19 protein-coding genes are annotated in these 18,401 nt (G+C 41.6%); 15 read left to right on the plus strand and 4 right to left on the minus strand.

Annotated features, from left to right (window positions below; genetic code table 11):
- Positions 1–55: 55 nt before the first annotated feature.
- The 3 genes from SALWKB2_RS03360 (at position 56) to SALWKB2_RS03370 (ending at position 1,586) form a co-directional block, all read left to right on the plus strand.
- Positions 56–337 (plus strand): hypothetical protein, encoded by a 282-nt coding sequence (locus tag SALWKB2_RS03360; protein WP_025330275.1) that lies wholly within the window; start codon positions 56–58, stop codon positions 335–337.
- A gap of 369 nt (positions 338–706) precedes the next feature.
- Positions 707–1,069 (plus strand): DUF423 domain-containing protein, encoded by a 363-nt coding sequence (locus tag SALWKB2_RS03365; protein WP_025330276.1) that lies wholly within the window; start codon positions 707–709, stop codon positions 1,067–1,069.
- 28 nt (positions 1,070–1,097) lie between these two features.
- On the plus strand, positions 1,098–1,586 hold the full coding sequence (locus SALWKB2_RS03370; protein ID WP_025330277.1) for a hypothetical protein: 489 nt from the start codon (positions 1,098–1,100) through the stop codon (positions 1,584–1,586).
- A gap of 97 nt (positions 1,587–1,683) precedes the next feature.
- Here SALWKB2_RS03370 and SALWKB2_RS03375 read toward each other — a convergent pair whose 3' ends face one another.
- The 3 genes from SALWKB2_RS03375 to SALWKB2_RS03385 form a co-directional block, all read right to left on the minus strand.
- A complete protein-coding gene (locus tag SALWKB2_RS03375; RefSeq protein WP_025330278.1) occupies positions 1,684–3,054 on the minus strand; it encodes an NAD-dependent succinate-semialdehyde dehydrogenase in 1,371 nt (456 codons plus the stop codon).
- A 179-nt stretch (positions 3,055–3,233) separates the two neighbouring features.
- Positions 3,234–3,923: an LrgB family protein gene (locus SALWKB2_RS03380; RefSeq protein ID WP_025330279.1), complete on the minus strand. Its 690-nt coding sequence runs from the start codon at positions 3,921–3,923 to the stop codon at positions 3,234–3,236.
- 35 nt (positions 3,924–3,958) lie between these two features.
- Complete coding sequence (locus tag SALWKB2_RS03385) at positions 3,959–4,363, minus strand: CidA/LrgA family protein (RefSeq protein ID WP_080690438.1); 405 nt, start codon at positions 4,361–4,363, stop codon at positions 3,959–3,961.
- A 105-nt stretch (positions 4,364–4,468) separates the two neighbouring features.
- On the opposite strand from SALWKB2_RS03385, the gene SALWKB2_RS03390 reads away from it, so the two are divergent.
- A complete protein-coding gene (locus SALWKB2_RS03390) occupies positions 4,469–5,362 on the plus strand; it encodes a LysR substrate-binding domain-containing protein (RefSeq protein WP_025330281.1) in 894 nt (297 codons plus the stop codon).
- 230 nt (positions 5,363–5,592) lie between these two features.
- Complete coding sequence (locus tag SALWKB2_RS03395) at positions 5,593–5,943, plus strand: antibiotic biosynthesis monooxygenase family protein (protein WP_025330282.1); 351 nt, start codon at positions 5,593–5,595, stop codon at positions 5,941–5,943.
- Between the two features lie 100 nt (positions 5,944–6,043).
- Here the strand turns inward: SALWKB2_RS03395 and coaD are convergent, their stop codons facing one another.
- On the minus strand, positions 6,044–6,559 hold the full coding sequence (gene coaD / locus SALWKB2_RS03400) for a pantetheine-phosphate adenylyltransferase (RefSeq protein WP_025330283.1): 516 nt from the start codon (positions 6,557–6,559) through the stop codon (positions 6,044–6,046).
- Between the two features lie 846 nt (positions 6,560–7,405).
- Here coaD and SALWKB2_RS03405 point away from each other — a divergent pair.
- The 10 genes from SALWKB2_RS03405 (at position 7,406) to SALWKB2_RS03450 (ending at position 18,311) form a co-directional block, all read left to right on the plus strand.
- Positions 7,406–8,593 (plus strand): efflux RND transporter periplasmic adaptor subunit, encoded by a 1,188-nt coding sequence (locus SALWKB2_RS03405; RefSeq protein ID WP_051506402.1) that lies wholly within the window; start codon positions 7,406–7,408, stop codon positions 8,591–8,593.
- 3 nt (positions 8,594–8,596) lie between these two features.
- Positions 8,597–10,534, plus strand: coding sequence for a MacB family efflux pump subunit (locus SALWKB2_RS03410; RefSeq protein WP_025330285.1), 1,938 nt, complete (start codon positions 8,597–8,599; stop codon positions 10,532–10,534).
- A 102-nt stretch (positions 10,535–10,636) separates the two neighbouring features.
- Positions 10,637–12,010, plus strand: a complete 1,374-nt coding sequence (locus SALWKB2_RS03415) for a TolC family protein (RefSeq protein WP_237749813.1) — start codon at positions 10,637–10,639, stop codon at positions 12,008–12,010.
- 601 nt (positions 12,011–12,611) lie between these two features.
- On the plus strand, positions 12,612–13,352 hold the full coding sequence (dnaQ, locus tag SALWKB2_RS03420; RefSeq protein ID WP_180297648.1) for a DNA polymerase III subunit epsilon: 741 nt from the start codon (positions 12,612–12,614) through the stop codon (positions 13,350–13,352).
- Positions 13,349–14,056, plus strand: a complete 708-nt coding sequence (ispD, locus tag SALWKB2_RS03425) for a 2-C-methyl-D-erythritol 4-phosphate cytidylyltransferase (RefSeq protein ID WP_025330288.1) — start codon at positions 13,349–13,351, stop codon at positions 14,054–14,056. Before dnaQ ends, ispD begins: the two co-directional genes overlap by 4 nt.
- A complete protein-coding gene (gene ispF / locus SALWKB2_RS03430) occupies positions 14,053–14,535 on the plus strand; it encodes a 2-C-methyl-D-erythritol 2,4-cyclodiphosphate synthase (RefSeq protein ID WP_025330289.1) in 483 nt (160 codons plus the stop codon). Before ispD ends, ispF begins: the two co-directional genes overlap by 4 nt.
- A gap of 87 nt (positions 14,536–14,622) precedes the next feature.
- Positions 14,623–15,291 (plus strand): ribose-5-phosphate isomerase RpiA, encoded by a 669-nt coding sequence (rpiA, locus tag SALWKB2_RS03435; RefSeq protein WP_025330290.1) that lies wholly within the window; start codon positions 14,623–14,625, stop codon positions 15,289–15,291.
- Positions 15,292–15,453: 162 nt separating this feature from the next.
- A complete protein-coding gene (locus SALWKB2_RS03440) occupies positions 15,454–16,104 on the plus strand; it encodes a thermonuclease family protein (RefSeq protein WP_025330291.1) in 651 nt (216 codons plus the stop codon).
- Positions 16,105–16,116: 12 nt separating this feature from the next.
- On the plus strand, positions 16,117–16,758 hold the full coding sequence (nth, locus tag SALWKB2_RS03445) for an endonuclease III (protein ID WP_025330292.1): 642 nt from the start codon (positions 16,117–16,119) through the stop codon (positions 16,756–16,758).
- An 80-nt stretch (positions 16,759–16,838) separates the two neighbouring features.
- A complete protein-coding gene (locus SALWKB2_RS03450) occupies positions 16,839–18,311 on the plus strand; it encodes a DegQ family serine endoprotease (protein WP_025330293.1) in 1,473 nt (490 codons plus the stop codon).
- The last annotated feature ends 90 nt before the right edge of the window (positions 18,312–18,401 follow it).

Genomic DNA, 18,401 nt, shown 5'->3' on the forward strand with positions numbered 1-18,401 from the left:
GCTGGTTTTTTGTATTAGTATATTTAATGAATATAATCTTCGGAAAGGAATCCGAATGAATAAATCTATGCGTAATAGTCTGATTTTTGTTATTGGGCTGGTTGTAGCAGCAAGTGTTAGTGCTAAGGAAATCAAAGTAGCCAGTAATAACACTGCATATGCGCCGGAAGAAATACAGAAACTGGCCAATACAGCAGTAAAAATGGGGGTAAAAGAACCTCTGAATATGAATGTTGCTTCCGGTAATCTCATTGTTACCGGCAGTAGTGACACTAAATGTATATTTAAAGTAGGTACGGCAAAAACGCCACAAATTAGCGGTATCAGCTGTAAATAAATAGAAAACAGCTATTACAATCAAAAGATAAAAAACTGACCTGTTCATAGTAACCGGTCAGTTTTTTTTATCGGTAATAGTATTATGAAAATTAGAAGAAAGAGTGAAAAGATCAATGTATCTTGGAGAAAAATTTACTCTTTCGATTGGTTTTTATAAATTTTATTTTCAGCAATATAATCTTTCCATCAGCTTTTATTTTGGTTTTTACTTGCATGAAGGGAAGAAAATGAAAATTTGCCATGATTGTATTTGTGAAGTAATTTGAGATTCAGTAAACCGACCTTTATACTGCGCTTTGCTGAATAGTCTGTTTGTAATAAAACAGGTACATCTACGGTTTAATTAATTGAATAATGGGGAATTGATATGTGGTTAGGTATAGCAGCAGTTAATCTGGCTTTGGCGGTAATGCTGGGTGCATTTGGTGCACACGGATTAAAACATATGGCCAGTGCGCAGCAACTGGAGTGGTGGCATACAGCAACACAGTATTTTTTCTGGCATGCATTGGGATTACTGGTATTAGGCGTACTGGCAAAAGCAGTTCCGGCATTTATGGTAAAAATGCCGTTTTCTTTGCTACAGCTGGGATTGATTATTTTTTGTGGTTCACTATATCTGATGGCTTTAGGTTTGCCACGCTGGCTCGGTGCAATTACACCGGTTGGCGGTGTTTTAATGATTTCCGGCTGGCTGACTCTGGCATGGCTGGCTTTTAAACAGCAGTAAAATTTACGAAACCTGACAGGAGGTTGCTATGCGCGGTAATGTTTATTCAATGATAATGAGTTTCTTACTGGCAGGCAGTCTGTGTGCTTGTAGCCATTCAGCAGCTGTCACAGCTAATAGCTCTGCTCAGGTTTTCAACCAATCAGCGACTCCAGTTGCTTATCAGCTGGCCGATAATTACTTCATTAAAAATACGGTAACCGGATTAGTCCCGAGACACATTAGTTCATCTGTTGAGTTTGCCCGTTATTTCGGTATGGCTGCAACTATGGGGAAAAATGGGAAACCAACTCCTATTGATTTTGCAGCTCATGATGTAATTGTATATGATGCCGGAATCGTGCAAAAGCAGTTGGAAATTACGCCCTTAACCTTAAATTATGCTCAGGATAAGCTGGTATTAGATGTACGCATTCGTTCTGGAGCAAGACAAAGTTATCAGATGCATCCGTTTGTAATTTTGATTGTGCCTAAAAATTTACCTGATAAAGTGGAATTCAAATTGCTACAACCATAAGCAGTAAAGATATGGTTGGTGTTTTATGGCCAGTAACTGGTTATTATCTAAAAAAGCAGTCTGTATAAACAGACTGCTTTTTGCATAAATAGGAGGATTAGTCCTGTGCAAGTACCACTAGTTTGTGATTAACAAATTCTTTAATGCCCAGATCACTTAGTTCACGTCCGAAGCCTGAACGTTTAATTCCGCCAAACGGCAATTCAGCCACGGAATCACCGAAGCGGTTAATAAACACCATACCGGTTTCAATTCGCGAAGCCAGTTTTTTAGCGCGTTCAATATCTTTACTGAAAACAGTTCCGCCCAGGCCAAAATTAGAATCATTAGCCAGTGTAATTGCCTCTTCGTCATTTTTTACAATATACAACTGTGCCACGGGACCAAAAAACTCTTCAAAGTAGGCCGGATTATCCCGGCTGATATCTGTAATCAGTGTAGGGGTAAAGAAATTGCCTTTAGCAGGTTTGTTACCGCATATTACTTTAGCACCATGGGCAATGGCAGCATCAAGCTGCTCTTGTAATGTATCCTTGCTTTTACGAGATGAAAGTGGTGCCAGTGTCGTATTTTCATCCAGCGGATCGCCCATGACTACCTGAGCAAAATCTTCCTGAACAATCCGGGTGAATTGTTCAGCCACTTTTTCATGCACGATAAAACGTTTTGCTGCAATACATACCTGACCGGCGTTAAACAAGCGTCCTGCTACTGCGGTATGTGCGGCGGCTACTACATCTGCATCATCTGTGACAACGAATACATCATTACCGCCTAATTCCATAGTAGATTTTTTCAGTTTACTACCAGCTTGTCCGGCTACAATAATGCCGGCACCTTCTGAGCCTGTCAGAGCCACACCCTGTACGCGTTTGTCACCGATAATGGTTTCTATCTGCTCCGGAGTTACAAACAGATTGGTATAAGTACCGGCTGGTGCCTGGGCTTCATGCAGCAGATCTTCCACTAGTTGCGCACATTGCGGAACATTACTGGCATGTTTGGCTACAACCGGATTGCCCACAGCAATAGCCGGTGCAATAACCCGGATAAGCTGGTAAATAGGAAAATTCCATGGTTCAACTGCCAGAATGATACCGATTGGATGATGTTCCACCCAGCCTTTGCCCAGTTTGCTCGGATAGGCTGCCGGTTTTAGCAATTCTGCAGCCTGTTTTGCATAGTACTGGACAATTTCAATGCAATTAACAATTTCGTTACGACTCTCTGCAATACGCTTACCCATATCCAATGTGATAATACGGGCAATTTTTTCCTGATGCCGTGTCATAATTTCAGCCAGGCGTTGTAGTAATGCCTGTCTTTCGCTGATGTTTTCCGGTTGTGACCATTCAGACTTGTACAGAGCATGAGCCTGAGTCAGTACGTTTTCTACCTCAGTATTAGTATGATTGGAAAAAGTTCTGGCTAGCTCGCCAGTAAACGGATTGATAGATTGATAAGCCATATTCAGCTATCCTCCACAGATGTAATAGATAAGAGTAATTTGTCTGTAAAAATGCAGAGCAGAAGAAAGCGGCTGTCCGAATCATGCCCGAACAGCTTTAACGCAATTAAGAAATAGTAACAGAAGCCGCTAATGATTGTACGGCAGCGGTAAAGTTTATGTAAAGCAGCTTATCTTTATTATAACCAGACTATGATTTTCACTATTAAAGGTCCGGCCAGCACCATAAATAGACCTGCCAGAATCATAGTCAGGCTGGCAACCACACCTTCGTCGGCATTACGCTGAATTGCCCGCGAAGTACCAAATCCATGTGCGGCATTACCAAAAGCAGCACCATTGGCCAGATGCATCCGGCTGCGACTAAAAGCCAGTGTGATATCACCAAACAGCATGCCTGTCAGTCCGGTTATGATGGTGAATACGGATACCAGCGCGGCTGAACCATGAATTTTGTCTGCGAGCTCAATGGCAAACGGAGTAGATACGGAACGTGCCATGAGGCTGTAAGTCACTTCGTGGTTAAAATGAAATAGTCGAGCCATCAGATAAGCACTACCCACTCCGACAAACATTCCCACAATAATAGCTGTCATCAGAATCGGTAACTGACGTTTCATTACATCACGATATTGATAAATCGGAATGGCAAAAGCAACAGTGGCAGGACCAAGTAAGCCGGAAATATAACGTGTATATTGATTATATTGTGTATAACTGATGTCCAGCCATTGCATGAGGGCTATGGTTAATACACTAAAAGTAATGGCGGGTGACAAAAATATAACTGGCTTGGCGCGATAGCATTTTTTTGCCAGTGCATACAATGCAATTGTCCAGATAAAACAGCCGGCAGCAATTATATTCATAACAGATATCCAGTTAGCAATTAAATATGGCCAGTTCAGACATGGCGATGTTTAATCCATACACGGCGCAGACGATAGCAGTATTTTAAGGTCAGAGCAGTACTGCTCATTACCAGAAATGTACCTGTTACGATGCTAATAACCAATTGCCATCCTTCAGCAGCAAACAATGCCTTGTATTGAACCACTGCAATAAGAACAGGCATAAAATACAACATTAATTCACCCAGCAAAACCTGTGCACCACTGGCGATCCATGATAATTTCAATATGTTAAGCTGTAATAACAGCAATACCAGAAATAATCCGATTACACCGGCAGATAAAGGAATATGGGCAGCTTTTTCGATACCCAGCCCTATCAGCCAAAATAAAATGATTAGTAAAATTTGTGCGCATATATGTAAGCAGTTTGCCATGCGAAGGTGTAACATATTCATTATGGCTGTTCCTTATAGCCAATTATTGGAAACCACTCATTATAATTAGCCTTATTAGGCATAATATGAATTATAATTTTATTATTATTCTTTTTTTGAATATTTATGATTGATATAAAAGCACTTCAATGCTGGGTCACTCTGGTTCAAAATCACAGCTTTTCAGTTACTGCTGAAAAACTGGCATTATCCCAACCGAGTATCAGCAAAATAATTCACGCACTGGAAAATGATTTAAATGTAGCCTTACTGCAGAAAGGAGAAAACGGACGCAAGCGTCAGGTACTGCCAACAGAAATTGGTAAGCGTGTATATGAATATTCTCTGCAGATACTTAATCAGGTGTCGTTGCTGAAACAGGAGGTAGAAGATTATCGTGAACTAAAATCGGGTACATTGCGTATCGGTATGTCGTTACTAGGGAGCCGTTTGCTAACACCGGCTTTTTTTAATTTTCATCAGCAATGTCCGGATATTGAGCTGGCTTTTATTGAAGCAGGTACTCGTGATATTGAAGCAGCCTTGCTGGAAAACCGTCTGGATGTAGGTCAGTTACTGTTACCGGTAAGTGATGAATTTGATTATATTCCTTTATGCGATTACCCGATGATGGTACTGTTTCCGCGTAAACGGTTAGTAAAGATACCTGCATCTATGTCTTTACGCAGTTTGCGTGATGAGTCTTTTATTTTGTTTAGTCGCGGTTTTGTTTTATTTGAACGTGTTGTTAATGGTTGTCGTGATCAGGGATTTGAGCCAAATGTGGTTTGCTGTACCAGCCAGTGGGAACTTTTGCGTGATATGGTAGCAAAAGAAATGGGCATTGCTTTACTGCCCAGTTATTATACGGATGAATTTGACGATAAAATATTTGCAGCAGTTCCGTTAACCGATCCGGCAATTAACTGGAGTCTGTCTATGGCGTGGCCTCGTCACAAAAAACTGACACCGGCTGTAAAAGCATGGCTTAAAGTTATCAGAGAGGAATTTTCCAAATAACTGTTCAACGTATAAGTAAGCAGAGTATTGGAAAAGCAGAAAAAAGTAACCAATGACAAACAGCAGCTTGAGAAATAACTTTCTTTATTGTCTGCAGAATGATAGTGATTTATATTTTTACAAAGGGTTATTGTAAAAACTAACTGAGGATAAATTCATATAATAACCGGAAAAACCCTTTTATCACTTTCCATAACAGAATACGGCAATCAAGAATAAAAAGGTTTTAAATGATCAGTAAAGTATTTGAATTACCCTATTATGCCGTCATTTTTACCTCTAAACGCAGCCCGGGAGATTCTGGCTACTCAGAGATGGCACAAAATTTATTAATTGAAGCCGAAAAAATAGAAGGATTTTTAGGAGCGGACAGCGTCAGAGACACAGAAGGAATCGGTATTACAGTTTCATACTGGCGAACACTAGAGGCTATTGATAAATGGAAAAACCATACTCTGCATATAGAAGGGAAAAAAATGGGTATTAAACAATGGTACGAAGAATATTCAATTCGTATTTGCAAAGTTGAATATGAAAAATTTTTTGAATCCTCTGTTTTAAAACCAGATGGAATAGGGTAGCTGATAATCAGCTATCCTATTATTCAAGAATCAAGATTAATGCAAAATCAGTCTCTGAACCGGGCACGCAGGTTGCGACTGTCCGGATCATTCTGTCTGGTCAATTCTCAGTGTACATATGGTCTTGCATAATTTTTTCATAAACTGCATCAGGGACATAACGGCGAATCATGGCCTGCCAGTTTTGCGGGCCGACCATGCCTTTTATCATGGTTGATGACACTTCGGCATATTCACGCGGCGGTATCAGGAAGATAGTGGAAATTTCCGGTTGTAAGTCATGATTGATATGGCGCATGGAACGCTCATACTCATAATCAGAAGCGGTACGGATACCGCGGATAATGAAATCTGCACCAATACTGCGCGCATAATTAACCAGATACTGATTTTGAAAACTGGAGATTTTAACATTGGGAAAATTTGCCGTGATAGCCTGAAGCATTTCTTTGCGCTCTTCAACTGAATATGTGGCATTTTTTTCCGGATTAACACCAATAGCGACGATTAGTTCATCAAATAATGGTTGTGCTTCACGAATCATCCATAAGTGACCATTGGTAGGGGGATCAAAGCTGCCGGCATAGACTGCACGGCGGGTAGTTGAATTAGTCATTGTTGCTTATTCCAAACTGCTTTTTCATGTGCCGGAAAATAACCAGTATGCAGATATTATCTGCTGAACATGATTGATTTAACTGTAAACAGTTATTATTTTTTTCAATGTCGTTAATACAAAGCTGCGCAGCTTAATCAGTTGTGTGTGCATTGTCAAAACATAAATGTTTTTTTATGAGGGAAAGAAATATTAAGCCGAATAAAGGTAAAGAATTCAAAAGAATAATATGAAATATTATAAAATAATCACTTTTGTTTTAATAGTGTAAATAGTAAGTAGTTTGCCTGCTTAATTTTGCCATATGTGAATATTCAGATGAGATTTCGTCATTTTATTTTAACGGTTCATATAAAAAGAGGAGTTTTTTAATTTCTATTTATATAATTTTTTATATTGATTTTATTAAAAAATACTTAAAAAAGAGGAATCCTTTAATTTTTTCTGCTGTATTTGTAGTGGTGGTTTTTCTTAATAACTACTATATATTTTTATTAGCAGAATTTCGATATGGAGCAGCAACTCTGTAGCCAATGAACAGTTAAATATATTTTCAGACTCTTATTCATATTTGAGTATCAGTAAAATGTTTATTTTGTTGAAATCATTTAAAATTTTATCATTATATTTTTTAAGCGAGCTAACGATTTAATATATATATGATTTTATAATGATCTTGGATTATTATTTAATATTCATAAACTAATAATGGATATCAGATATTAATAACTAACATGATATATTGATGAGAATGGTTTTCATCCTTTACAATCTTAATCTTTTGCCGCTATTTATTAAATTTATTAATTAGAGCAAAATTTGAGTGATATACGGATTATTAAGCAAATGAAAAAAAAATGGGTTAAAAGGTTTGTATGGTTGTTAGTTGTGGTGGTGCTGGTTGCTGTTGTATGGAGTCTGTTTTTTAAACCTAAAGACCAGATGAATTTTGTGACAGATGATGTTCGTCGCAGCGATATCATGCAGACAGTTAATGCCACAGGAGAAATTGCGGCGGCACAATTGGTTGATGTCGGTGCTCAGGCTTCCGGCCAGATCAAAAAACTGTATGTTAAGCTGGGTCAGCAGGTTAAAAAAGGTGATTTGATTGCTGATATCGATTCCACTACCCAGTTAAATACTCTCAACACTAATAAAGCTAAGCTGGATACTTATCGTGCTCAGCTGGTATCTGCTCAAATTGCATTGAAAATGAAGCAGCGTGCATTTGACCGTGAACGCGCGCTGATGGGGCAGGATGCTACCTCTAAAGCAGATTTTGATAATGCTCAGGATAATCTGGCCGCAGCACGGGCTAACGTGGCTGAGCTGAAGTCACAAATCCGGCAAACACAGATTGCCATTAACACTTCAGAAGCAGATTTAGGCTATACCCGCATTACTGCTCCGATGGACGGTACAGTTGTATCCATTCCGGTAGAAGAGGGACAAACTGTGAACTCCAGTCAGAATACGCCAACGATTGTACAGCTGGCTGACTTAAGCAAAATGCTGAATAAAATGCAGATTGCCGAGGGCGACATGAGTAAGGTTAAGGCAGGAATGCATTTAACTTTTACTACACTGGCGGACAATAACAAAGTGCGTAAAGCTACTCTTGAAGCAGTAGATCCGGGGTTAACCAAGATGTCTCAGGGAAGTTATGACACCAGTACGGATACAACTGATACAGCTATTTATTACTATGCCCGGGCTCTGGTTCCGAATGATGATGGCACACTGCACATCGGGATGACTACTCAGAATAATATTTTTGTAAAATCTGTTAAAAATGTACTGACTGTATCGAATCAGGCAATCAGGCATAACCGTGGTAAAAAAGTGGTGAAGGTGCTGGGCGATAATCAGCAGGTTCAGGAAAAACAGATTGAGACTGGTATTACAGACGGTATGCGCACAGAGGTGAAATCAGGCCTGAAAGAGGGTGACCGGGTAGTTTTATCTGCGCTGAGCAAGGCAGACGCCAAAAATGGTGTCAGCAAAGAACCTAAAATGCGCGGTCCGAGAATGTAAGCCATGAGTTTATTGGAAATTAAGGCAATCAATCGCTGGTTCGGCACTGGTGAAAACCGGGTTCAGGTGCTCAAAGATATTAATCTGAGCATAGAAAAAGGCGATTTTGTAGCTATTATCGGTCAGTCTGGTTCGGGTAAGTCTACTCTGATGAACATCATTGGCTGTCTGGATGTGCCGTCCAGCGGTTCGTACAAAATTGATGGCGTAGAAACTGCTGCTATGACCGCAGATGAACAGGCCGCTTTGCGCCGTCGCAGCTTTGGTTTTATTTTTCAGCGTTATAACCTGCTCGGCACATTAACAGCACGTGAAAATGTAGCCCTGCCGGCCGTATATGCCGGTATGGAGTACGGTGAGCGAATGAAACGGGCGGATGAGTTGCTGGCTCAGCTCGGGCTTGCCGGTAAGGAAGAAAACCGTCCCAGTGAACTGTCCGGTGGTCAGCAGCAGCGGGTAAGTATAGCCCGTGCGCTGATGAACGGCGGTGAAATTATTCTGGCAGACGAGCCAACAGGTGCGCTGGATACCGGTAGCGGAAAAAACGTGATGGAAATCCTGCATAAACTGCATGATGCCGGTCATACCATTGTGATGGTTACACATGATCCGACGATTGCTGCTAATGCTAACCGGGTAATTGAAATTAGTGACGGACGGATTATCGCCGACCACAGTAAGAATACAGATATTCCGCCCAGCAATATTGAGAGTATTGAAGAGCATAATTCATGGCATTTTTACCGTGATCAGTTTTTTGAATCTTTTCTGATGTCTATTCAGGCGATTATGGCGCATAAGATGCGCTCGTTTCTTACGATGCTCGGCATTATTATCGGGATTGCTTCAGTGGTGTCGGTAGTAGCACTGGGAAGAGGGTCGCAGGAAAAAATTCTTGAAAACATTAATGCCATGGGCACAAACACGGTTTCCGTATATCCGGGTTACGGATATGGGGATCGCCGTTCTTCCCGTATTAAAACGCTGACTGTTGGTGATGCAGAGGTTCTGAAGCAACAGGACTATGTTGACAGTGTTACTCCGGGTGTCAGTACCAGTGGTACGCTTACTTATGATAATCAGTCTCTTTCAGCTCAGCTATACGGTGTAGGTGACCAGTATTTTGATGTACGCGGTATCAAGCTTGCTTTTGGCCGGCTGTTTAATGAGGATGATGTAACTCAGAACAGCCAGGTAGTCGTAATTGATGACAATACCAAAAACAAATTGTTTGCTGATGGTACTAATCCGCTGGGAAAGGTTATTCTGTTTAATAAACGGCCGTTGCGTATTATCGGAGTAACAGAACCCAATAATAACGGCTTTTCGGACAGTGACAGTTTACAACTGTTTACTCCTTATACCACGCTGATGAACCGGATTTCCGGCTCTAAATACATTACTTCAGTTACGGTAAAGGTAAAAGATAATGTCAATTCACAAACGGCAGAAAAAGGCATTATTGAATTACTGAAAGTACGTCATGGTACAGAGGACTTTTTTACCCGTAACAGTGACACTATTAAGCAGACAATTGAAAGTACTACCGGCACCATGACTCTGCTGATATCAAGTATTGCGCTGATATCTCTGGTCGTAGGCGGTATCGGGGTGATGAATATCATGCTGGTATCGGTAACCGAGCGGGTGAAGGAGATTGGTATACGCATGGCTATCGGTGCACGTCAGCACAATATTCTTGAACAGTTTCTGATTGAAGCGGTGCTTATTTGTCTGATTGGCGGGTTGGTAGGTGTACTGTTTTCGTTTGCCATCAGTATGCTGTTTAATTTGCTGGCAACAGATTTTGCCATGTCATTTTCAACCATCTCTATTGTGATGGCTGTACTTTGTTCAAGTGTAATTGGTGTGCTGTTTGGTTTTATGCCGGCAAAACGTGCATCGCAGCTTAATCCTATTGATGCGCTGTCACGCGATTAATTGTGTTGATGCTGAAATTTCAATCTGGCGGAAATGGCTGTACTGCATTGATAAATGCAGTAAGCGTCAGAATAAAAAGTTACGATGATGAGAGATAATTTTGTGAAAAAACGCAGCGCAGTATGGATGCTGAATCTGAGTCTGCTGTTAACCGCCTGTGCTACGCATAGTTCCTATCCGCAGCAAAGCATGCATAAAGCCGGAATGCTGAGCAGTGCAGAAATTGCTGCGCAGTATCAGGTTAATGCTAACTGGTGGGAAATTTACCATGATGACACTCTGAATCAGCTGGTAAATACTGCGCTGGCTAATAATGTTGATTTGCGTCAGGCAGCACTGACAGCTGAAAAAGCACGTTATAGTGCCCGCCTGACAGCAGTAGACCTGGTACCGAATGCCAGTGGTTCTCTTGGTGCCAGCAGCTCCAAAGATTTGAAACATGGCGGGGTGTCCAGCCGTAATTTTACCGGCCAGCTCGGATTAAGTTATGAACTGGACGTATGGCAGAAAATTCGTGCCAATACCAATGCGGCACGCTGGAAATATCAGGCCAGTGAAGAGGATCTGGCCGCCAGCAGACTCTCACTGATTAATAGTGTCGTCGATAATTATTTTCATCTTGCCTACATTGATGGTGCAATCAGTTTAACTAAAGACAGTATTGAACAATACCGGCAGATTGCCAGAATCTCTCAGGCACAGTATCAGGTAGGTAAAGTCAGCAGCATTAATGCTACTAATGCCAAACAATCGTTACTGAGCGCAGAGAATAATCTGACCTCATTGCAGCAGAACCGGCTGGAAGTATTGCAGAATCTGCATAATTTACTCAATCAGCGTCCGGGTGAGGTAACGGATATTCAACCAACTCCTTTAAATCAGATTCATTTGAGTGAAGTGAATCTGAATGTGCCATTGTCTGTACTGGCTAATCGCCCTGATTTACGTGCGGCAGAATATCGTTTGCAATCTGCTTTTTCCAGTCAGCAGGCAACTAAACGTAGCTGGTATCCGAGTATTAGTCTGAATGGTGCGGTTAATTCGCGTTCTGAGGCTGCTTCTTCGGCTTTACATTTTCCTGTCGGTACGGCAAGTGTTAATGTAAATTTGCCTTTTCTCGACTGGCAGACTCTGTATTGGCAGAACAAACAGGCTAAGGCAGATTTTGAAAGTGCTAAACTGACTTTTGAACAATCTCTGACTACCGCCCTTAATGAAGTTGAACGCTATTACCGGCAATACACGCTTAGCCGCAATACACTGGCCAATAATGAACAAAAATACCAGTACGATTTAAAAAACAGTCGCTACTACCATGCCCGCTATCAATACGGTACTAATCCGCTTAGTGACTGGCTGGATGCATTGAATACTCAGTATTCTTCGGCACAAAACGTGTTAAACAACCGTTATAGTGTCCTGCAAAATGAAAATCTGATTTATCAGGCTATGGCCGGACGCTATCAGCCGCAATAATATTCAAGCCGGCCTGTTTGAAAATATACAGGCCGGCTTTTTATAGGTTAGTTGATAATTGAATTATTTTTCTGTTTTCATTACACTAATGACTAACAAAAAAATCGCCCCTCAAAAAAGGGGGCGCAAAAAGGAACACAAACCACTACCAATAGAAAAGTGCTAAATAAATTGTTGAACAAAAACAATCTATTTTAAATCTGTGAGTATGTTCAGAAATGGCTGCAAAATATTTGTGAATATTTGTGTCGTTTCGTGAACATAGATGCATCATAAACAAATTGTTTTCTAATTGCAAATGATAGTTATTATTATTTGCAAAAATAAATGAGAATTTTATTTATAATTTTGTTTTTAAAAGAAAAATAAATAGTGGTATATATACCCGTTAATAGAGACTATGACAAAAAATACCAAAAATTAATGTTTTATCCGGATAAAACCGCTTAATGACTATTAGTTTGTAATAGTCATCTGTTGGATTGCCTGCTGAGTAATTTGTTTTACCGGCACGGACCGCTGTTATGCACCGGAGTTGATTTTTTAGTATTATCGGAGTTTTAAGTCAGCGGTGTTCAACCGCATAAAGCATTGAATCAATATGCGTCAAATTATTCTTGATACTGAAACCACCGGACTGTATGCAAACAATGGTGATCGCCTGATTGAATTTGCCGGTGTAGAAATGGTAGACCGGCGCCTTACCGGAAATAATCTGCATCTGTATATTAATCCTGAGCGCGATATTCCAGACGAAGCTGTGGCAGTACACGGAATTACACTGGAAAAGCTACAGGAAATGAATGCTCCGGTGTTTGCCGGTGTGGCTCAGCAGATTGCCGACTACCTGCATGGTGCCGAACTGATTATTCATAATGCTGCGTTTGATGAAGGCTTTCTGGATATGGAGTTTGAGCGTCTGGGTATGCCCAAGATTGAAACGATTACCAGTGGGACAGTTGATACGCTCAAAATGGCTCGTGATAAATATCCTGGACAGAAAAATTCGCTGGATGCTTTATGTACGCGGCTGGAAGTAGACCGCAGTAAGCGTGTACTGCATGGTGCGCTGATTGACTGTGAATTACTTGGTGAAGTTTATCTTGCCATGACCCGAAGCCAGTTCAGTCTGGTAGATGAACTGATAGCCACTGCTGCTGCCAGTGAAAATCAGATTGCAGACAGCAAATATCAGATAAAACATACTGGGTTAACAGTAGTGGAACCCAGTGCAGAAGAACTGGCTGAACATGAAGCTTATTTGCAGGCGTTGGATAAAATAGTTGGTGAACCCTGTATGTGGCGGAAATGGCAGGAAAATAACGGAGATAAATCTGTATGACCCGGCATGTAGTGCTGATTCCTGCCGCGGGTGTCGGAGCACGATTTGGTGCAGGATGTCCGAAACAATATGTTACTTTGGCCGGTCAGACTGTATTACAGCATACAGTGTCGCGACTGGCACAAATCAGTGCAATTGATCTGTTTTTGATTGTTGTATCAGAACAGGATGAATATATCGATGCTGTCTATCCGGCAGATTTATTACCGCCGGATGTGCATATCCTGCGTTGTGGCGGAGCGACGCGGGCGCAAACTGTGCACAATGGGATTGTGCAGGCGCAAAAATATTTTAATGTACAGGATAACGACTGGATACTGGTACATGATGCCGCTCGTTGCTGTGTGAGTACGGATTCTGTAAAACGTTTATTAGCTGCTGTGCAGGATCATGCAGTCGGCGGGTTACTAGCGCTTCCCGTAGCAGATACCCTTAAACAGGCAGATGAGCAACAGCAGGTGAGCCGGACAGTGAACAGGACAGGTTTATGGCAGGCTCAGACTCCACAAATGTTTCGTACCGGTATTCTGGCCAGAGCACTGGCACAGGCAGATTTGGATGTAATTACAGATGAATCTTCTGCCGTAGAGGCGCTTGGTCTAACTCCATTACTGGTAGCAGGGGATATACGCAATCTGAAACTCACCAGTGCACAGGATGCGTTACTGGCTAGCTATTTTTTACAGCAGGACACCATTAAATGAGTTCTTTAAGAATTGGTCAGGGTTATGATGTGCATCAGCTCGTTAGCGGGCGGCCATTGTTACTTGGCGGCGTAAAAATTCCTTTTGATAAAGGTTTGCTTGGTCATTCTGATGCAGATGCGCTATTGCATGCGATTACCGATGCACTGCTGGGTGCAGCTGCTTTAGGTGATATTGGCAAGCTTTATCCGGATACAGCTGCTGCAAATAAAGATGCCGATAGCCGTGTACTGTTACGTGGTGCCTGTGCTGCCGTTCTGGCTGCCGGCTGGCGTGTGGTCAACGTTGATAGTACGGTTATTGCTCAGGAGCCGAAATTGCGTCCTTATATAGATCAGATGCGCATAAATATTGCAGCTGATTTGAATATAGCTGTGGATGCAGTAAATGTTAAGGGTAAAACCAATGAAAAATTAGGCTATCTGGGGCGGAAAGAAGCTATTGAGGCTCAGGCAGTCGTATTGCTGACGGCAGTTTAATCCTGTTGCGGCATCAGTTATAATTTCGTGCAGGAATAATTATTGTTTGAAATGTACTTAAAGTTAAGCTGATCAAGGAGCAGTAGAATGGCCACACAGGATGAGTTGAAACGTCAGGCAGCGCAAAAAGCTGTTGAATATGTCAATGAAAACGAGTATCTGGGTATTGGTACCGGTTCTACCGTGTATTTTTTTATTGAGGCACTGGCACAAAGTAAAAAGCAGATTAAAGGTGCAGTATCCACATCTGCCCTGACCAGTGAAACTTTGAAAAAATTTGGTATTCCGGAAGTAACACTCAATGAAGTGAATGGTTTACCGCTGTACATTGATGGAGCTGATGAAATCAATCATTTATTGCAGATGATTAAAGGTGGCGGCGGTGCATTGTTAAATGAAAAAATTGTTGCCAGTGCTGCTGAGAAATTCATTTGTATTGCTGATGAAAGTAAATATACCAGTCGTCTTGGTCATGTATTGTTACCAGTTGAAGTGACGCCCAATGCCCGTTCACTGGTAGCGCGCCGGCTACTGAAACTTGGCGGAGAGCCTGAACTGCGTCTGGGTTTTACTTCTGATCATGGTAATCAGATTCTGGATGTAGCTAATCTGAACTTTGATGAGCCGATTAAAATGGAAGATGCCATTAATAAGATACCCGGTGTAGTGGAAAATGGTTTGTTTACTCACCATCCGGCTGATTTACTGGTGCTGGGTTGCAGCGATGGTGTCAAGGTATTAACTGCCAGAGTCTGAATTCGCTGCACAGAAGTATTTAATATTACAATTAATTAATATCTGCGCAGCCAGTTACCTGAAAAAAGGGTAGCTGGCTGCTGTTGTTTTAAGGGTTTATTTTACTGTCTGTGGTTTATTCTGTTCATGCCGGGCATATTTAACAATGTGGTTTTCTGATAAATGCATAAAAGAAAAAAAATTCTGACTAACTGGCGTAAAATTCTGGTCTGGGTGGCTGTTATTCTGACAATCGCTAAAGTGTGGTTGCCGGAAAGTATAATTACACCTTTAGCGGAATGGACACAGAAAGCGGACAGTATTGTGCGCTCTGTACAGGATTTACTTAATGGTAAGCCGCCTGTAAGAGGAAAAAAGTGGGCAGTAGCCAGTAAAGGACGCTATTCCGGTAATGTTGACAGTGTGCATGACGGAGATACTGTGCATATCAGAGACAAGGACGGGCATATGCATAAAGTTCGTCTGGCTAATATAGATGCGCCGGAAATCAAACAAGCTTATGGTATAGCCAGTCGTGATGCCTTAAAAGCACGTATTGAAGGTAAGTATGTTGATGTCAATGTGGTTGCTATAGATCAGTATCAGCGTGAGGTTGGTCAGATTATATTGAATAATGCAGATATTAACTTATGGATGGTTCAGCAGGGATATGCATGGCATTACGACTCAATTGCTAAAAAGCAGCAGGATCGATTAGGTTTTGGCCGTTATCAGAGTGCTCAGATACAGGCGCGCCAAAATCGTCTCGGTTTATGGCACAATGCCAGTGCAATAGCACCGTGGCAGTTTCGTCAGCAACAAAAAAACCGATAATGGTTTAATTTCATGAATGCACAAAAGCGCAAGAAAATATTCACTCGTTTGCAGGCCGTCTGTCAGAATCCGACTACAGAGCTGATATATCATTCACCATTTGAATTATTGATAGCTGTTATGCTCTCGGCACAGGCAACGGATGTTTCTGTCAATAAATGCACTATACATTTATTCCGAATGGCACCCACGGCACAAGCTATGCTGGAGTTAGGAATAGATAAAGTTATGGAGTGTATTCGGACCATCGGTTTATATAAAACCAAAGCCAAACATGTGATGGAAACTTGCCGGATTCTGGTGCAGCAGTATAACGGAGATGTACCGCAAACCAGAGAAGAGCTGGAGGCATTGCCGGGAGTAGGGAGAAAAACGGCTAATGTTGTGCTGAATACAGCTTTTGGTCATCCAACGATTGCAGTAGATACGCATATTTTCCGGGTATGTAATCGTACTGGTTTGGCACCGGGTAAAACGGTACGTGAAGTTGAGGATAAATTAATGCAGGTGGTGCCGAAACAGTTCAGACTTAATGCACATCACTGGCTTATTTTACACGGACGTTACATATGTAAAGCGCGTAAACCGCTGTGTGAGCAATGTCTGATAAATGATTTGTGCGAGTATCCGGCAAAGTCGACTTTAACCGTCTGATTGTGTAACTTAACGCCTCTTTTCGTTACAATATTATTAATCTTTGCTTGTGTAAGAAAACAAAAAAGTTAGGGAAGTGGATGCGGATAAATCGCAAATATATGTTGACGGCAATTTTGTCAGTGTTGTTAGTAGCAGGTTGTGACAGGCTGGAACAATGGTTTGGCAAAAATAAGGACGGTCAGGGTTTTGTGAAGGAAATACCTGCCGGTACTGATGGGAACAGCAATCAGGTAGCTATGTTGTTGCCCGATTTTACCCGGCTGGTCGACCAGCAAGGTCCGGCAGTAGTCAATATTCAGGCTACACGCAATAACCGTAATATCGATAATGAAGCCGGTCCGGATGCTTTGCCTGACAATGATCCGTTTTACGAATACTTCAAACGCCTTTTGCCAAATGTACCGCAAACCCCGCAGGCAAATGATGATGAATATAATTTTGGTTCAGGTTTTATTATCAGTAAGGATGGTTATATTCTTACCAACACTCATGTAGTCAACGGTATGAATAATATTAAGGTTTTACTGAATGATAAACGTGAATTTCAGGCAAAACTGATTGGTGCTGATGCTCAGTCTGATGTTGCATTATTAAAAATCAATGCCGATGAATTACCGGTTGTAGAACTGGGTAATCCTGAAGAATTAAAAGTCGGAGAATGGGTAGCGGCCATTGGTGCGCCGTTTGGTTTTGATAATAGTGTGACTGCCGGCATCGTTTCAGCCAAAGGACGCAGTCTGCCGGAAGAAAACTATACGCCGTTTATCCAGACTGATGTGGCTATTAATCCCGGAAATTCAGGTGGACCATTATTTAATCTTAAGGGACAGGTAGTAGGAATTAACTCACAGATATACAGCCGCAGTGGTGGCTTTATGGGTATTTCTTTTGCCATTCCGATTGATGTGGCCATGAATGTAGCCGAACAATTGAAAACATCAGGTAAGGTACAGCGAGGCCGGCTTGGAGTAGTTATTCAGGAAGTCAACTATAATCTGGCTAAATCTTTTGGTCTGGATAAAGCCAATGGTGCGCTGATTACTCAAGTTGTTGCCGGCGGACCGGCAGCTAAAGCAGGCTTATTATCCGGTGATATCGTACAAAGTGTGAATGGCGATGAGCTAAAGAATTCAAGCGATTTGCCGGTGAAAGTTGGTTTACTGCCACCAGGTAAGCAAATCGTTCTGGGTATCTGGCGTAAAGGTAAAAAAGAAGAAATCAAGGTAACGCTGGATAATGTGTCTCCGGCTGTAGCTAATCCGGCCAGTTCTGCCAGTAGTACCATTATGCCAACTGACGGAACCAGTTTTGCCGAACACCGTCTCGGTCTGGTATTGCGGGCAACAGCTCAGGGGCTGATTATTGAAGACATCAGCGGGCTGGCTGCACAGGTAGATTTACGTCGTGGCGATATTATTATCGCCGTTGGTCAGAAACTGGTTCATGACGAAAAAGATTTTGATAATGCAGTAGCAGCCAGTGGAAAAAATGTACCTCTGTTAATCAGGCGTGCAAACAATACCCTGTTTATTGCTATGATGCTGCCGTAATTTTTTATAAAGATACTGTTCTAGTTGGATAATTAGTTAATCGTACAGGTCGTTTACACCATTATACAGGTTTTATTAATTGTTCCATTG

The sequence above is a fragment of the Snodgrassella alvi wkB2 genome (genome assembly GCF_000600005.1).
Taxonomy (GTDB): Bacteria; Pseudomonadota; Gammaproteobacteria; order Burkholderiales; family Neisseriaceae; genus Snodgrassella; species Snodgrassella alvi.

Bases quoted from the DNA above. Each gene is read 5' to 3' on its own strand.
- SALWKB2_RS03450 (WP_025330293.1), top strand. From the start codon at position 16,839: ATGCGGATAAATCGCAAATATATGTTGACGGCAATTTTGTCAGTGTTG.
- dnaQ (WP_180297648.1), top strand. From the start codon at position 12,612: ATGCGTCAAATTATTCTTGATACTGAAACCACCGGACTGTATGCAAAC.
- SALWKB2_RS03385 (WP_080690438.1), bottom strand. From the start codon at position 4,363: ATGAATATGTTACACCTTCGCATGGCAAACTGCTTACATATATGCGCA.
- SALWKB2_RS03380 (WP_025330279.1), bottom strand. From the start codon at position 3,923: ATGAATATAATTGCTGCCGGCTGTTTTATCTGGACAATTGCATTGTAT.
- ispF (WP_025330289.1), top strand. From the start codon at position 14,053: ATGAGTTCTTTAAGAATTGGTCAGGGTTATGATGTGCATCAGCTCGTT.
- SALWKB2_RS03390 (WP_025330281.1), top strand. From the start codon at position 4,469: ATGATTGATATAAAAGCACTTCAATGCTGGGTCACTCTGGTTCAAAAT.
- SALWKB2_RS03410 (WP_025330285.1), top strand. From the start codon at position 8,597: ATGAGTTTATTGGAAATTAAGGCAATCAATCGCTGGTTCGGCACTGGT.
- SALWKB2_RS03375 (WP_025330278.1), bottom strand. From the start codon at position 3,054: ATGGCTTATCAATCTATCAATCCGTTTACTGGCGAGCTAGCCAGAACT.
- ispD (WP_025330288.1), top strand. From the start codon at position 13,349: ATGACCCGGCATGTAGTGCTGATTCCTGCCGCGGGTGTCGGAGCACGA.
- SALWKB2_RS03395 (WP_025330282.1), top strand. From the start codon at position 5,593: ATGATCAGTAAAGTATTTGAATTACCCTATTATGCCGTCATTTTTACC.
- rpiA (WP_025330290.1), top strand. From the start codon at position 14,623: ATGGCCACACAGGATGAGTTGAAACGTCAGGCAGCGCAAAAAGCTGTT.
- SALWKB2_RS03440 (WP_025330291.1), top strand. From the start codon at position 15,454: ATGCATAAAAGAAAAAAAATTCTGACTAACTGGCGTAAAATTCTGGTC.
- SALWKB2_RS03360 (WP_025330275.1), top strand. From the start codon at position 56: ATGAATAAATCTATGCGTAATAGTCTGATTTTTGTTATTGGGCTGGTT.
- nth (WP_025330292.1), top strand. From the start codon at position 16,117: ATGAATGCACAAAAGCGCAAGAAAATATTCACTCGTTTGCAGGCCGTC.
- SALWKB2_RS03365 (WP_025330276.1), top strand. From the start codon at position 707: ATGTGGTTAGGTATAGCAGCAGTTAATCTGGCTTTGGCGGTAATGCTG.
- coaD (WP_025330283.1), bottom strand. From the start codon at position 6,559: ATGACTAATTCAACTACCCGCCGTGCAGTCTATGCCGGCAGCTTTGAT.
- SALWKB2_RS03370 (WP_025330277.1), top strand. From the start codon at position 1,098: ATGCGCGGTAATGTTTATTCAATGATAATGAGTTTCTTACTGGCAGGC.
- SALWKB2_RS03405 (WP_051506402.1), top strand. From the start codon at position 7,406: ATGAAAAAAAAATGGGTTAAAAGGTTTGTATGGTTGTTAGTTGTGGTG.